Source organism: Pseudoalteromonas umbrosa (assembly GCF_030125375.1).
Classification (GTDB): Bacteria; Pseudomonadota; Gammaproteobacteria; order Enterobacterales; family Alteromonadaceae; genus Pseudoalteromonas; species Pseudoalteromonas umbrosa.
In genome coordinates this window covers 181,869-198,446 of sequence record NZ_JASJUU010000010.1, presented here as the reverse complement: position 1 = coordinate 198,446, position 16,578 = coordinate 181,869, and the positions used below count along the sequence as shown (strand labels likewise).

Genomic DNA, 16,578 nt, shown 5'->3' with positions numbered 1-16,578 from the left:
AAATTGAGACTCTAAATATTTTGTTAGAACTCAATCTGTACGAGTGCCCACACAGATGATTGCTTCATATTTTTAAAGAACAGTGTAACTAACCCTTGGTTAGCTACCGCAGCGTTGCTGCTAAGTGGAGCGCCATATTAACCGCTTCACTTTTAAAGTCAACTAGAAAATTTAATTTTTTTAATTAACCTTTCAATTTAACTTTAACCTTCACTTTAGTTTGCGTTTTCTCTCGCATCCCGCCGTGTCAGTGGGTGCGCATTATAGGGCGTTCAAAGTTTTGATCAAGCGTTTTTTCTATAAAAAAACAAAAAAACGCTCAATCGAACAAAAACAAACCACCACAGCATCTTTCTGGTGATTTTTCAGTCAAGAAGGCTATTCACTTTCCACTTTCAAAAGCCAACCACACTTTTCCTGATAACGTGCTTCCTGTTCTAACTCAGTGCGCATTAATGGATGTGCATCTAGCCAGCTTTTTGGCATTGTCAGTGTTAATGTCTCTGGCTCTGAAGCCGTCAAGAATAGTTCCGGTAAAACGTCATCTTGTCGACGCATCGATAAAATTACACCGATACGTAACAATCTAATTAATATTTCCGCTAAGTGTTGATTCACACCCAACTGTGAAAATAACTCTGCATCTATATCTAAGCGATGGCAACTAACTAACGCAGCAACCAATTGTTTCTGCGCTCGTGTATAACCTGGCATCACACTGTTGTTCAATATATATGCACTGTGCAGATGATACTCTTTAAAGTCTATTAACAACCCAATCTCATGCATCACAGATGCAGCTTTAAGTGCATCACTACCAAAGCACATATCAACAGACCAATAGCCTTTGAGCTGGTTTAAAAAACCGTTACTGATTTCAAAAACTCGCTGCGCCTGCAAGTTATCCACGTGATAACGTGCAATAAAGCAACTTAATGTGCGCTTTCTTATATCCGCAACACTCAAGTCTTCAATCATGCTATAAAGAACACCTTCTCGAAGTGCACCACCTGCAAGGCCCATACTTTCAATTTCAAGTGACTCAAATAACGCTATTAGAATGGCCAGCCCAGAAACAAACACGAGACGCCTTTCTTCACTTAAACCTGGAAGGTCCAGCTGAGGGATCGTTTGACACTCTATAGCAAGGCTTTTTATATGGTACAACTTATCAAGGGATAAGTATTCGTCTAAGCCGAGCGCCGAGAATATCTCTTGGATAGCTTGCACTGTACCAGAAGCACCAATAGCAAGTTCCCAACCTACTTGCTGAAAAGCTTCAACATAAGGGGCAATCGTCTTTTGCGCTGCTGCAATTGAGTTTGCAAAGTTTTCATCGCTTAACCTATCGTCTTTAAAATATTTTTCAAGATAGGTTACACAGCCCATATTCAGGCTTTGATAAATCTGCGCATCAAAGCCCCTTCCGATTACAACTTCGGTACTAGCCCCGCCTATGTCAACTACAAGCTGCTTGCCATGACAAGCTGATGTATGGGCAACGCCTTTGTAGATAGTACAAGCTTCTAATTCACCACTGATAACCTCAATTTTATGGCTCAGTATACTTTCAGCTCGTTGCTTAAACTCATCCGCATTCGTCGCTAAACGTAATGTGGCCGTCGCAACAATTTTAATATTTTGCGCTGGAATATCCTGTAGTCTTTCTGCAAATAAAGACAGACATTCCCACCCGCGTTCCATCGCTTCTTGTGATAAAACATTTTGTTCATTTAACCCTGCGGCTAATCTCACTTTGCGTTTTACTCTGCCAATCGTATGGACTCCACCAGCCATATGCTTCGCAATAAGCATATGAAAACTATTAGAGCCCAAGTCAATTACAGCATATACATTGTTAAGTGGTGAGTTGTATCCCACGCTTGTAACCTCTACTAACCTTTACTACTTCTAACCGTGTTTAGGCGCTGATTTATGGTAATTACCTTGTCGACGAGTGTTGCCACGTTTCCTAGGGCCTGACTGGTAATTTCTACGATGCTGTTTAACCGGTGCTTTTATATCATCTAGCAATGCAGATTTATCATACTGTGAAATTGGAATTGCATGGTCAATATACTCTTCGATTTCATGTAGATTGTATGCATATTGCTCACATGCGAAACTTATTGCATGTCCGGAAGCCCCAGCTCGACCAGTACGCCCAATACGGTGAACATAATCTTCTCTATCATCTGGTAGATCAAAGTTAAAAACATGACTTACTTCTGGAATATGTAAACCACGAGCAGCAACATCAGTAGCCACCAATAGATCTAATTCACCTTTGGTAAACTTTGTCAAAATAGATAGACGCTTTTTTTGATTTACATCACCCGTTAATAAACCAACACGATGACCATCCGCTTTTAACCACTCATACACGTTTTCACAGCTATGCTTGGTATTAGCAAAAACGATTGCTTTATCTGGCCACTCTTCCTCTATTAAGGTTAAAAGTAAAGGTAATTTGTCCTCTTGAGAAGGCTGAAATAATTCCTCTTGGATACGTTTACCCGTTTTGACATCAGGTTCAATCTGAACATGAATGGGGTTATGCATATGCTCAAAGGCCAACTCTTGCACACGATAAGACAAGGTAGCAGAGAAGAGTAAATTCATACGTTCTTGCGTGCCAGGCATGCGGTTAAATAAATATCGAATATCTTTAATAAAGCCTAAATCAAACATACGGTCTGCTTCATCAAGGACCACAACTTCGATACTATTTAGGTTAAATGCACCTTGTTTGTAAAAATCAATAAGCCTGCCTGTTGTGCCAATTAAGATATCGACACCTTTTTCTAACTGCGCCCGTTGTTTTTCGTATTCTTCGCCACCATATACTAAACCTAGATTTAATTTACAGTGTGGTGCGATAATTTGAGCATCTTTGTGAATTTGTATTGCAAGCTCTCGTGTCGGTGCCATGATAATAGCACGCGGCTGTCCCGAAGTTTGCTGCTCTGGTTGCGTTTGCATTAAACGATGACAAGTCGCGGTTAGGAACGCTAATGTTTTACCTGTTCCTGTTTGCGCTTGACCCGCAATGTCCCTGCCTTCACATACGTAAGGCATACACTTTGCTTGAATTGGCGTACAATGATCGAAGCCATTCGCTGTTAAACCGGCGACCACTTCCGGTGCTAAAGCAAAGTCTGAAAATTTCGTGTTGGTCAAATGTGTCTTAGTCATAGCAATAAAGCATAACGTTTAAACTTGCAATAAGAAACAAGAGTGTTTAAATACGCACTAAATAATTCGCCAAATTTCTATCGGAGAACATAATGAGCGACAAAATAATTCAATTAACTGACGATAGCTTTGAAGCTGACGTACTAAATGCAAGCGGTCCAGTTCTTGTGGACTTTTGGGCTGAGTGGTGTGGTCCTTGTAAGATGATTGCCCCAATTCTTGATGAAGTTGCAGAAGAGTTTGCAGGTAAAGTAAGCATTGGTAAACTAAATATTGACCAAAACTCAGGTACACCTGGTAAATTTGGCATTCGTGGTATTCCTACTCTACTTCTTTTCAAAGATGGTGCGGTTGCTGCGACTAAAGTAGGTGCATTATCTAAAACTCAACTTGTTGAGTTCTTAAACGATAACGTTTAAAACCTAAAAAAACCCAAATACAGCGTATTTGGGTTTTTGCTTCCTAGCGACCACCAATAAATAAATGGATTTATTTTTTGTATAAAGACTGGACGACTCGCTAGCTAGCTGCTAACTTATAGAGCCACTAACCTTTTATCGAATATCAACTCAATCCCTCGTGCGACGAGAAGACAACGTTAATTAAAGAACCCACCAATATGCATTTACGCGAACTTAAAGACAAGTCAATAAATGAGCTTGTAAAACTTGCCGAGTCAATGGGACTCGAAAACGTAGCCCGTCTAAGAAAACAAGATATTATTTTTGCTATTTTGAAAGCGCATGCTAAGAGCGGCGAAAACATTTACGGCGGCGGTGTTTTAGAAATTCTCCAAGACGGCTTTGGCTTTTTACGCTCTTCCGAAGCTTCATATTTAGCAGGGCCAGATGACATCTATGTATCGCCGAGTCAAATCAGACGCTTCAGTTTGCGTACTGGTGATTCAATTAGCGGTCTGATCCGTCCACCTAAAGATGGCGAACGTTACTTCGCACTATTAAAAGTGAACGAAGTAAACTTTGATAAGCCAGAGAACTCAAGAACAAAAATATTATTCGAAAACTTAACGCCTATCCATGCGAATGAGCGTTTAGTTATGCAGCGCGGTAACGGCAGTACTGAAGATATTACTGCACGTGTTTTAGATCTAGCTTCACCAATCGGTAAAGGTCAACGAGCACTTATCGTAGCACCGCCAAAAGCTGGTAAAACAATGTTACTGCAAAACATTGCGCAATCTATCTCATACAACAACCCAGATGCGACCTTAATGGTACTGCTTATCGATGAGCGTCCTGAAGAAGTAACTGAGATGCAGCGCTTAGTACAAGGTGAAGTAGTCGCATCAACATTCGATGAGCCAGCAAGCCGCCACGTACAAGTCGCAGAAATGGTTATTGAGAAAGCAAAACGTCTTGTAGAGCACAAAAAAGATGTTGTTATCTTGCTTGACTCAATTACTCGTTTAGCCCGTGCATACAACACAGTTATTCCTTCATCTGGTAAAGTACTAACAGGTGGTGTTGATGCAAACGCCCTTCACAAACCAAAACGCTTCTTTGGTGCCGCACGTAACGTTGAAGAAGGCGGTAGTTTAACAATTATTGCAACAGCACTTATTGATACTGGCTCTAAGATGGACGAAGTTATCTACGAAGAGTTTAAGGGTACTGGTAACATGGAACTACACTTAAATCGTAAGATTGCTGAAAAGCGTGTATTCCCTGCAATAGACTTCAACCGCTCAGGTACTCGTCGCGAAGAACTACTGACGAAACCAGACGAATTACAAAAGATGTGGATCTTACGTAAGATCGTACATGAAATGAGTGAAATTGACGCCATGGAATTCCTCATCGATAAACTATCGATGAGTAAAACGAATGACGAGTTCTTCGACTCCATGAAGCGAAAATAATAAAAAAACCTGCTACGGCAGGTTTTTTTTCGTCTCTTGCCAACTTGGATTTCTTTTTGAACTAGGCTATACCTATTAGTCTAATTGGAAAAAGCTTTCGTTTTTAAGCTCATAGAAAGGAGTTTCAAGTAGATGCGTTTAAACGTCGGTGTTGTCAGTACTACATCCGCCAACATTATTATTACGGTACTATGCGCCATTTATTTTGATATTTCTTTTACTGCCACGCTTATTGTTTGTTCCTTAATGCTAATCAGCTCCTTCGTCATCTATTTGATGATTTCAAAGCATACTAACAAGGGCAGTTACTTAGATAATTTAGTCAAAGCTTTGCTCAGTGATACGCAAATAGACTTAACCTATCGCTTTGATGATAAGGACAAGCAGTTACCGCAAACTTGCCTCGCCCTCAATGCGGGTCTTGCCACCATTGAGCACCTTATCTGCGAAGTCTACGCTTGCTCTGCTCGACTATCCCCCATGGCGGATGACTTGAGAGATACCTACGCGTCAATGACGCAAAAAGCCACCATACAACATGCCCATGGCGAGGACTTAGCAGGCTCAATCAATCGCATGTTGGTAGTCTCACGAGAGCTCGATGAAAATTTAGAGAAAATCTATAACTCAGTAGCAAGCGCAACTGAAGCTGTGAAAAAAACACGTATCGATACAGATAATAGCCAACAGAGCTTACTCAGCCTAGCGAATCATATTCGTCAAACTAGCACACAGATTGAAACGTTAAAGACGGATAGTGATGCAATCAGTAGCGTTATCGACGTTATAAACGCCATTGCAGACCAAACGAATCTATTGGCCTTGAATGCCGCTATTGAAGCTGCTCGAGCAGGAGAGCAAGGAAGAGGTTTTGCTGTTGTCGCTGATGAAGTACGTAACTTAGCAGCACGAACCAGCCAGTCAACACAAGAAGTCCGTGCAATGGTCAGCAAAATTCAAGCTGGCACGGATAGCGCACATTCATTGATGCTGTTAGCACTAGAAGAAACAGATAAGACTGTTCAGCTATCTGAAGAGTCAACCAAAGAAGTCGATCAAATAGAACATGCTATGTTAGAGATCAACGACATGTCGCACAGTATTCATTCTCAGGTATCCCAACAAAAAGTGGTATCAGACGAGGCTCAGTCAAGTATTGAGTCCATGGTCGAGCTCAATTCAGACGCTTTATCTAGCTCTAAAATACAAGCGGTTTCAAGCGCTGATTTATTAAATCTCTCTTCGAGTATTCATGACAAACTCAGTATTTTTAAAACGGAAACGCCTGAGCCTGACCTAGATCCACGAGTAGATAAAAGTAGAACACACCAGACTACATCTGAAATAGAGAAAAAGCCCAGCTCACAGCCCGATGATCTAGACTCCAGTGACATCGAACTGTTCTGAATACGCCTGCACTTTTAGTTCATCGCATAGAATCAAGAACAAATCCTGATATTGCGCACTTTTTTGCTCTTTAAGAGCTTGTTCAAATTGCTTTGCGATGTCCGCTATTGCTGTAAAACCAAATACCGATGCGGCCCCTGCGATTTTATGACAGTGATATTGTAACCCGTCGTGATCATTGTCTTGCCATAGATCAATTAACTTATATCGCTCTTGCTCCAAAGTCGATGCAAAGCTTTGTCTTAAATCAGTCATATCGATACTTATCTCACCATGAGACGGTGTATCACAGGCTTCATCTAATTCACTGTGTAGGACAGATACTAATTTGTTATGCTCAATAGGCTTACTTAGATGACCGGCAAACCCATATTCTAGGTAATAACTGATTTCATGTTCCATCACATTGGCAGTGAGCGCATACACTGGTCCTTCATAACCAGCTTGACGCAATAACTTAAGCGCCTCCAATCCATCCATTTCTGGCATTTGTATATCCATCAAAACCAAATCAGGAAAGCTACTGAGGCATTTCTCAACAGCTTCCCGACCATTGCAAGCCGATTCAACCTTAACGCCTAGCTGAACTAAAATACGTTCAAATAGCACTCTATTATCATCATGATCTTCTGCAACTAAGACCTCGCCGCTAAACATGGCACTAACACCAATGCTAGGCTGCTGTGAAACTGTCTGATAATGCGAAGCATTGAGTCGCTGACAAGGCAGCCAAAACGAAAAACGGCTCCCGATATGGAGCTCACTGCTGGCTCTGATGGTCCCTCCCATCATAGTGGCTAGCTGCTGAGATAAACTCAAACCTAGCCCTGAGCCGCCAAACCGTCGTGTAATACTGTTATCTCCCTGCTGAAAATAGTCGAATATTTTTTCTAGCTGAGAAACAGGCATACCGATCCCTGTATCACTTACTGTGAATAACAACCCTTCTTCAGAAGGTTCAGCGATCAGTTCAACATGCCCTTTTTTGGTAAACTTGATGGCATTGCTCAGCAAGTTGATTAGCACCTGCTTAACCCTAACATAATCCAAGCACACCCAATATGGTGTCTCAAGTCGATGGTCAACTATCAACTCAAGTGACTTTTCCATACAAGGGTGGTGAAACATATCGGTAATATCAGTGAGCAGTGCTTCCACATTAAACTCGGTCATTTCTAACTCAAGTTGCTCAGCTTCTATTTTGCTCAAATCGAGTACATCGCTGATCAACTCTTTTAAGTGTACGCCCTGACGATGCAGCACCTCAAGTGGCTCCTGAAGGTCGACATTATGCTGGTTTTCTCTGAGCATATTCTCACTGTAGCCAAGGATTGCTGTCAGTGGTGTTCTGATTTCATGACTAATATTTGCCAAAAATTGGCTTTTAATTTGATTCGCATTGCGCAGCTGATCCGCCGTTTTTTGTAGTTCAGCTGTTCGTTGCGCAACTTCGTGACGCAAATCTAACTTTGCTTTGCGCTCTAAACTACGTCGATACCAAGCAACAGATGCTAGCAGCGCAAAAATAACCACTAGGCACCCCATCCAAATCAACTGTTGTTGCTGATGGCTTTTCAGCTCTTGTAGCTGCTGAGCTTGCTTGAGTTTGGCAAGTTCTTGGCTTAACTCCCCTTCTTCAAACTGCTTTTGGTATTTTTCCGACTCTTTGAACAGAGCTTGGTTAAGTAGCTTTGAGCGTACTCGATTGTATTCAATCATAATCGACAATGCTTGGGCCGTATCTCCTTGTGCGGCTTTTGCCAATGCAAGAATCGACATAGATTGATTGGCCAGGAGTGACCCCCCTAACTTCAAGCTGATTTCCACACTCTGTTGAGCGGCCTCTATGGCCGATACAATTTTACCTTGAACGAAATCTAACTGAGCTCTGATGTGCAGAGCCTGTGCCATACTTTCTAAATTTTCCGACTTTTCAGCATAATAAACCGCAAAATTTGCCTCCACTTCGGCACGCTCAAACTCACCTAGCACAATACTCACTCTCGCTAAGTTCGTATACTCGTAGGATAAAAAGGTGACATCATTGGCTGCTTCATAATAATCAGCTGCGCGCTGTAAAAATGTGCGCGCTTCCTCGAGTCTATCCGTTTGAGTGTAAATGACCCCTAAATTTGCTTGAGCTAAAGCCATGCCGCGCCCATCAGACAATTTATCAAACAGCTTAATGGCTTTAAGTAACAAGGTTTCTGCTTTTTCATAACGGAGTAAGCGTATATACACACCTGTAATATTTAGAATAATGTCAGCCTCATCTTGCTCGTTGCCATGTGACTGATATAAGGAATGCGCCTCAGTAAATGAAGAAAGGGCGTTTAATAAGTCATGAAGTTTTAAGTAAGCTAACCCGAGGTTATTTTGAATGTGCGCCACTTCTATGGCTGGTGAGTGATTTTTTGCAAGTATCAAGGCCCGTTCATACTCAATCTTAGCCGCAGAAAAACCACCGGCATGATACCAACCTACACCTTGCATTTTTATCGCCTTGAACAACCACAGTGGATCTCCCTGTTCCTCTACCGCCAGCTCAAGTGTTTTAAAGTAACCGATGCCATCGTTGTAACGACCCAGTGAAAAAGCCGTATTCCCCATATTTTGCAGTAAAGAAAAACGTTGCTTTAATTGCAGTTGAGGGTGGTTTAATAGCTGCTCCGCAGCCATTTTTTGCTCTTGCCAGTTATCTAGGTGAGCAATATTTCCTATTTGCTGTTCCAATGTCTGAATTTCATTAGACACTACTGATGCCATGGCCTGAAAACTGAGTCCCAGTACCACCATCAACATACAGCATGTATTTCTCAATGCCATCCGTGCTAATCCTAATTTGCAATAGCGTAATATTTCATCAACAATACCTTAGGCAATGAAGATACACTATGTTTACAGACCGGACAATGACCAACCCATTACTTGATATTATTTTTGAAATTATCTCGACTGGCGAGCATCTAAAGGTGCATGAATTAGCGAGCCGAATAAGTAAAAACAACGCCTTACCAGAGTTAGATTCAGATCCTCATAAAGAATTATTTAAAAAGAACTTTCTTATCATGAATGCGTTATATCAATTACAACATGAGTTGCAGTCAAGTGGTTACGACGTCCACATATCCAATCTCGACATCTACTTACAACAGAAAGTCTCAGCTCAAACCATGTATAATGAGCAAGCACTCCAAAAAGCCGACCCATTAAAAGATTATTACTTAGATTGGTATAATTACGATACCAATAGTGACGAAATAGAAGCGCTATTAAACGGATTCTGGAAAAGGTATGCCTCTCATGTGCCGATGTGTACCTCTGAACGCACACAATTACTAAAAAAATGGCAACTGTCAGAACATTTTTGTGCAACAGAATTACAAAAGCGCTGGCGACAACTCGCCATAGAAAACCACCCAGATAAAGGTGGCTCTACACGTGCTTTTCAACAAATAAAAAGTGAATATGAACAGCTTAAAGGCTGCCTGTGAGCTGCTAATATTTACACAAGACGCTTGGCTTTAATGCGTTTACCTTTTATTTTATCAGCCTGTAATTTGCGAATAGCAGGCTTTACTGCATCACGATAAATGGCCACATAGGCTTGGTTGTCTTGCACAGTAATATTTCCAATCTGCGCACTACTGATGCCATTTTCACCTGTTAGGCAACCTACAATGTCACCTGCTCTCACTTTCTGCTTTTTGCCAACATCCAGTACCACAGTGACCATACTTGGCTTGTATACCGGCTTATCTAACAAACTAAGCGGCGGTGTTGGAGATGGATTAAACTCTCGCTCATACAAATCACTTAATTGTTTAACTTTAAACGTTTCATTTTCGCCATAAAGCGAGCAAGCAAAGCCTTTTTTACCGCCTCGACCAGTACGACCAACACGGTGTACATGGGTTTGCGGTTCAAGCGCCATGTGATAGTTAATCACCATATCGATATCATCAATATCCAGCCCGCGTGCCGCCACATCTGTCGCCACAAGAATTGAGGCACTTTTGTTGGCAAAACGCAGTAACATACGTTGGCGCTCAATTTGTGCTAAGTCACCATGCAAAGCCGCAACTTGTAGACCAGTTTGCTGTAACTCAGAGTATAGTTTTTTCGTTTCGACTTTAGTGTTACAAAACACAATACAGCTTTGTGGTTTATGCTGTAGCAACAATAGTTTTAACGTATTAAAACGCAGCTTATTGTTTTTAAGATGAAAAAACTGCTGTTTGATTTGCTTATTCAGTGCTTCAGTTTCACCTTTAACGACCTCTGGCGAGTGCATAAACTGCGTTGCGAGCTTTTCTATATCTTTCGGGTACGTCGCACTAAACATCATCGTCTGACGAGTAGGAGATAAATAAACAGCGATGTTTTCAATTGCATCAATGAAACCCATCTCCAACATTTGATCAGCTTCATCCAACACAAAGTGACTAACGCCAGTTAAATCTAGTGTGCCCTTAAACAAATGCTCCTCAATACGCCCTGGCGTACCCACTACAATGTGAGCTCCATGTTCTAATGAGCTAATCTGTGGACCAATCGGCTCTCCCCCACAAATCGTCAACACCTTGATATTAGCTAATGACTTCGCCAATTTTCTCACTTCATCAGCAACTTGCGATGCAAGTTCTCGTGTCGGCGCCAAAATAAGCCCCTGAATTTGCTGAGTACTTGAATCTAACGCTTGTAAAACAGCCAAACTAAATGCCAGTGTTTTACCAGAACCCGTTTTAGCTTGTGCAACAACATCCTTGCCATTTAATAACTCGGGTAAAGCCTGCGCTTGAATAGGCGTCATTTTACTAAAGCCAGCCTTAGACAAAGAAGCCTGCAACTCTTGGCGCAGTGGTAGTTGAGAAAATTGCAAATTCACATGAATGTCCTAACAAATCAAAGTAAGCCAATTTTAACAAATATCGACAGGGCTTGATATATAAGCGTCTACCTACTTTCACAAATCAAAGTGACGTATTATTCAGTATAAAAAAACAATAATCCTACAGTGCATATTCATGTCATTCATCTTATTAACGTTTAAATTAAATACTTTCAATGTCAAAATGAAACTCAATTTATCTATCAAGGATTATTCATGAAACATGCATTTCGTACGCTGATAAAATCCAGCATACTGCCGCTTGTGGCACTGTGCACAAGCCATATCACTCACGCGCAAGAATTTACAAACGCTGAGTTGGAGATGGTAGAAAAAGTGCGCGAGCACGCCCGTCATAGTGATCTAAGCTGGCAATTAGTGGAATCACTCACGACAGAAGTTGGACCGCGATTACCAGGCACTGAAAATGATAAGATGGCTGTTGCATGGGCGAAGCAAAAGTTTCAAAAACTTGGTTTTGATAAAGTATGGTTGGAACCTTCCAAATTTCCAGAATGGCGACGTTATCACGAGTCTGCGTTTATTTTAACGCCTAGTAAGCAACCCCTTCACCTTACAGCCCTTGGCAATAGTATCAGTACACCAAAAAAAGGCCTGTCTGGCGAAGTCGTCTTATTTGAAACTTTCGACGAATTAATTGCTGCTCCAGCGGGCAGCTTAGAAGGTAAGATCGCGTTTATTAATTACCGTATGAACCGAGCTATCGACGGCAATGGCTACGGCCCTGCGGTAAAAGCCCGTAATAAAGGCGCTGTAGAGGCAGCTAAAAAAGGCGCAATCGCTTACATGATGCGCTCAGTCAGTACTAGTCACCACCGATTTGCCCATACCGGTGGCAGTCATTACACCAAAGGTGTTACAAAAATCCCAGCCACTGCGGTTGCAAACCCAGATGCAGATCAACTCGCCCGTCTGATAGCTCTTGGCACACCTGTTAAAGTTGAACTTAATATTCAAACTGAAGATTTAGGTGAAGGTACTAGCTACAATGTTATCGGTGAAATAACGGGCTCTAAGTACCCACAACAATATGTTTTACTGGGTAGTCACTTAGACTCGTGGGATCTTGGCACTGGTGCTCTAGATGACGGTGCAGGTGTGGCCTTAACGATGGCAGCTGCTAAGCATATTGCTGATCATACTCGCCCTGAGCGCAGTATTCGCGTTGTCTTATTTGCAGCTGAAGAACTGGGTTTATGGGGCGCTAAGGCGTATTTCAAACACTACGAAAAGCAACTAAGTAATATTGTTGCCGCAGCAGAATCTGACTTTGGTGCCGATATTGTTTATGCATTTGAGTCAAACGTTAATGCCGCTTCTCTACCTGTAGTCAGAGCCATTGCAGAGCAATTAAAGCCATTAGGCGTAAAATATATTCGTAAAAATGAAGCACGAGGTGGTCCGGATCTTATTCCACTGAGACAGACCACATCAGCGCCAATTTTCGATCTACACCAAGTGGGAACTGATTACTTCGATTACCACCACACTGCAGATGATACATTGGATAAAGTTGACCCTGAAAAATTGAAGCAAAATACCGCAGCATATGCTGTGTTTGCATTGATGGCAGCCAATGCAGAAACCAAAATGGCCGGTAAGTAAACCCGCTTTATGCCAAGACAAAGGCGTGTTATCTTTGTCTTGGCATGACAATAAAAATAAACATGATCAACCACGGAGCTGGCGATGATTAAACACGCAATTTTTCGTTCTCACGACATCATCTCTGAATTACTAGGTCGATACAAAGCAATCCTTATCGCATTTGTTATTATTAGTATTTGTGCTCATTGGATCATTAAACATCAGCGCACCCAACAAATACAGCACTCTTGGCTAGAAGCTCCTAAAGTTGACGATGTGATCATGATTGATATTGGCCGTATGCAACATGACAGAGTATATCAACCTCAATATCGTATCGCTCAAGTCATTGCTGTTAGTGACACACAATTAACGCTCAAACAAGGCCGTTATACCTATGCACGAAAGCGTGATGCAAAACGCGCTATTCAACTCGATAACCTAATGTTAGATGATTACTTTCAAATCGACCCATGGCATATTTCTAGAACGCAAGTCATGCCTTACTACCAAAGTGGCGCGATATATGCCGTTTATCGCCCAAATGACATCTATGTGCTTGGCGGCATTGTCAAGCATCGTGCACTGCCGCACTTCCCCAAACATCAGCGTGCTATCTTTTCTGCAGAAAATAGTCAGGGAATCAATTTTTACCAACGAGGTGACTTTACTGCTGCAAGAAAGGCATTTGAACTTGCAACAAAAAATCAAGATCAGTGGGGAATGTACAATTTAGCAACCATGTTAATCGCCTCAGAAGGAGGTGAGCAAGATCTGCAACGGGGCTTTGAACTACTCAAAAAAGCACACGCACAAGGCAATGTTAAAGCCAAGGACGCGCTAGATTCACTGTGTACCCTGCATCAAATCTGCGAGTGAGCTTCATTGTCATAATACTGATTTAGAAACGCTTCAAACTCACTAATATTACACGGTTTGGCATGGAAGTACCCCTGCGTATAGTCACAGCCAAGCGCTTGCAACAAAGCAAGTTGAGCCTGTGTTTCTACTCCTTCAGCAATCACGGTTAACTTTAACTTACTGGCCATTGAGACAATAGCACTGATGAGGGTTTTATCTTCTTCATCATCTGGTAAGTCTTTAATGAAAGCACGGTCAATTTTAAGTTTAGACAGTGGAAAACGTTTTAAGTAACCCAGTGAAGAATACCCAGTACCAAAATCATCAATAGCCAGCCCAACACCCATTGCCCGTAGTTGCGCAAGCTGCTTCTCAACATCATCTGAATTATCTGCGAGCACAGTTTCTGTAATTTCAAGGGTCAAGCTTTCGGCTGGTAGTCCGGTGTCTTTGAGCACTTTTGCCACCAGAGCAACCACATTTTGACGCTTGAATTGCACACTAGATACATTGACTGAGACAAAAAATGGCTGCTGGGTTTTCGTCAACCATGCACGCGCTTGTGCACAGGCCTGATATAACACCCACTCACCCATTGCGATGATCAACCCCAGCTCTTCACTGATAGGGATAAAATCAGCTGGAGAGACTTCACCCAAAGCGTCATTGTGCCAGCGCAGCAGTGCTTCGCAACCTAACTTCTGCCCTCCAACAATCGGTTGATAGACAACACGCAGTTCTTGATTGGCCAATGCTCGATGCAGTGCCCCCTCAAGTTGACTGCGCGCCTTGGCGTGCTCATGCATTGCTGTAGTGAAAAACTGATAGCAATTTCGGCCACTTTCTTTTGCCTTATACATGGCGCTATCTGCGTTACGCAATAATACTTTGCGATCTTCGCCATCATCTGGATAAAAGGTGATCCCCATACTGCCAGACACATAGGCTTCATGTCCTTCAAGATGAAAAGGCGCACTTAATGCACTCAAGATTTTCTCTGCAAGCTTTTCCATATCACTGATCAAATCCATATCAGGTAGTAACAAGGCAAACTCATCCCCACCTAAACGCGCGACGGTGTCTGAATTTCGTGTGCACTCTCTGATCCGATTAGCAGCCTCGATCAGGAGTAAATCCCCAATATGATGCCCTAGCGTATCGTTGACGGCCTTGAAGCGATCTAAATCGATAAAACACACTGCCACTCGTGTTTGCTTGCGTTTTGCATGTGCCAATGCAATATCAAATTTGGCATGATAGTGATGACGGTTAGCCAAATCGGTTAAATTATCAAAGTTCGCCTGTTGCCACATGAGCTGCTCATTGCGCTTGCGAGACGTAATGTCATTGAACAAAGCCACATACATGTCAATCGCACCGTGCTGATCAAACACCGCAGATACTTGCAACCAGCTGGGGTACACCTCACCATTTTTACGTTTATTCCAAATTTCCCCTTCCCAGTGGCCGCGTGTACTGAGCGCATCATACAACTGGGTAAAATAGGCGGTGTCATGGCGTCCTGAGTTAAAAATTGCAGGGGTTTTCCCCATGACTTCAGGTCCAGTAAAACCGGTGATATCGGTAAAAGCGCGATTAACCATTTGGATACAGTTGTCTTTATCAGAGACTAGTACGCCTTCACTAGTCGTCGAAAAGACCGTACTGGCTAAACGCTGCTCTTTTTCATCAGCTAAACGCTGGGTAATATTTTGTAATAAGAAGATATGGCCGTATAAACCACCATTATGATCCAACACATCCGTTTTGCTGATTTCTACATCTAAAACACCGAAATTGGTAGTAATTTGGCACTCTTTTGGCTCAAATTGAAGCTGCTCCAAACACACGCATTTCGACAATACGTCCGCAATCGCTTTGTCATCCAATTCACCTAAATCTTGGTAGGCAGCACGGTTGGCAGATAACACCTTATCATTGACGTCCGTAAAAATGAGATAGTCGCCAATGGCATCAAAAATTGCATTCAATCTAGCTCGGTGAAATTCAGAGCGCTTTTTCGTTCTCCGTAAACGTAAAAATCCCCACCCCAGAATGACAGTCGTGCCTACAAAAATACCAATCACACTGCTGAGCAAAAAAACTTGTACGGTACTGGCGTGTTTGATCTCTCGAGTTTGCTGTGCAACTTGCTGCTCTAGATTGCTTTGATAATGCCAAAGTGCATGCTCCAACTCACGTCTTGCGCTGACATCTTGGATCACCGAAAACAGCAAAGCCTCGCCATTTTTGTCCATAAAGGGAGAAGAGTAGACGGACACAGTGCGGTTTTCACCATTGGCTAAGCGGTGTTGAAAAATGAAGTAATTACGCCCTTCATTGAGCGCAGATAATCGCTCTTTTTCTACTTGCTGCGGTGAGAATTGATTAATTTCTTGAATATATAAGGATTCTAGCTGTGCTTTGTTATAGCCGTAAAAATCTGCGGCAGCCTGATTAGCACGCACAATTTTACCACTGTCTGGCTCAATGAGCAGCATCACAGCGCTGTGATTATCAAACACTTGTGCCGGCAGTGTTTGCGAAAGAGTCTGTGTGGCATTGAGCCCGATAAACGCAAAGAGTATTCGCTGCGCTATTTTTGTTATTGTCTTCAAGCCGCCTCCACCCAATACTCCGTCGACTCTCACAGAATATAGCCTATAGACCAAGGCATTGAAACTCTAGAGTGCATAACATAGACAAAAATATGAACAGTGTTAAACCAAATACTTAC

At 42.2% G+C, this 16,578-nt stretch carries 11 protein-coding genes; 6 read left to right on the top strand and 5 right to left on the bottom strand.

Annotated features, from left to right (window positions below; translation table 11 throughout):
• Positions 1-378 precede the first annotated feature (378 nt).
• Both gppA and rhlB read right to left on the bottom strand, forming a co-directional pair.
• Complete coding sequence (gene gppA, locus QNM16_RS24845) at positions 379-1,881, bottom strand: guanosine-5'-triphosphate,3'-diphosphate diphosphatase (RefSeq protein ID WP_284022908.1); 1,503 nt, start codon at positions 1,879-1,881, stop codon at positions 379-381.
• A 30-nt stretch (positions 1,882-1,911) separates the two neighbouring features.
• A complete protein-coding gene (rhlB, locus tag QNM16_RS24840) occupies positions 1,912-3,195 on the bottom strand; it encodes an ATP-dependent RNA helicase RhlB (RefSeq protein WP_284022907.1) in 1,284 nt (427 codons plus the stop codon).
• Between the two features lie 92 nt (positions 3,196-3,287).
• Here rhlB and trxA point away from each other — a divergent pair, with 92 nt between their 5' ends.
• From trxA to QNM16_RS24825, 3 genes are all read left to right on the top strand, one after another.
• The gene (gene trxA, locus QNM16_RS24835) at positions 3,288-3,614 is read left to right on the top strand and encodes a thioredoxin TrxA (protein ID WP_039611268.1); all 327 of its coding nucleotides are present in this window, start codon (positions 3,288-3,290) and stop codon (positions 3,612-3,614) included.
• A 200-nt stretch (positions 3,615-3,814) separates the two neighbouring features.
• Positions 3,815-5,074: a transcription termination factor Rho gene (rho, locus tag QNM16_RS24830; protein WP_023399073.1), complete on the top strand. Its 1,260-nt coding sequence runs from the start codon at positions 3,815-3,817 to the stop codon at positions 5,072-5,074.
• Between the two features lie 132 nt (positions 5,075-5,206).
• A complete protein-coding gene (locus tag QNM16_RS24825) occupies positions 5,207-6,481 on the top strand; it encodes a methyl-accepting chemotaxis protein (protein WP_284022906.1) in 1,275 nt (424 codons plus the stop codon).
• On the opposite strand, the gene QNM16_RS24820 is transcribed toward QNM16_RS24825, so the two are convergent.
• Positions 6,452-9,307: an ATP-binding protein gene (locus QNM16_RS24820; RefSeq protein ID WP_284022905.1), complete on the bottom strand. Its 2,856-nt coding sequence runs from the start codon at positions 9,305-9,307 to the stop codon at positions 6,452-6,454. The genes QNM16_RS24825 and QNM16_RS24820 overlap by 30 nt on opposite strands.
• Positions 9,308-9,375: 68 nt before the next feature.
• Between QNM16_RS24820 and QNM16_RS24815 the strand changes: the two genes are divergently transcribed.
• Positions 9,376-9,975 (top strand): DNA-J related domain-containing protein, encoded by a 600-nt coding sequence (locus QNM16_RS24815; protein WP_284022904.1) that lies wholly within the window; start codon positions 9,376-9,378, stop codon positions 9,973-9,975.
• Positions 9,976-9,986: 11 nt separating this feature from the next.
• On the opposite strand, the gene dbpA is transcribed toward QNM16_RS24815, so the two are convergent.
• Positions 9,987-11,369, bottom strand: a complete 1,383-nt coding sequence (dbpA, locus tag QNM16_RS24810) for an ATP-dependent RNA helicase DbpA (protein ID WP_284022903.1) — start codon at positions 11,367-11,369, stop codon at positions 9,987-9,989.
• Positions 11,370-11,588: 219 nt separating this feature from the next.
• On the opposite strand from dbpA, the gene QNM16_RS24805 reads away from it, so the two are divergent.
• Both QNM16_RS24805 and QNM16_RS24800 read left to right on the top strand, forming a co-directional pair.
• Positions 11,589-12,998 (top strand): M20/M25/M40 family metallo-hydrolase, encoded by a 1,410-nt coding sequence (locus QNM16_RS24805; RefSeq protein ID WP_284022902.1) that lies wholly within the window; start codon positions 11,589-11,591, stop codon positions 12,996-12,998.
• Between the two features lie 84 nt (positions 12,999-13,082).
• Positions 13,083-13,859 carry an SEL1-like repeat protein gene (locus QNM16_RS24800; RefSeq protein WP_284022901.1) on the top strand — a complete coding sequence of 259 codons (777 nt, stop codon included), beginning with the start codon at positions 13,083-13,085 and terminating at the stop codon, positions 13,857-13,859.
• Here QNM16_RS24800 and QNM16_RS24795 read toward each other — a convergent pair.
• Positions 13,844-16,459 carry an EAL domain-containing protein gene (locus QNM16_RS24795; RefSeq protein ID WP_284022900.1) on the bottom strand — a complete coding sequence of 872 codons (2,616 nt, stop codon included), beginning with the start codon at positions 16,457-16,459 and terminating at the stop codon, positions 13,844-13,846. The two genes, QNM16_RS24800 and QNM16_RS24795, sit on opposite strands and share 16 nt — an antisense overlap.
• Positions 16,460-16,578 lie beyond the last annotated feature (119 nt).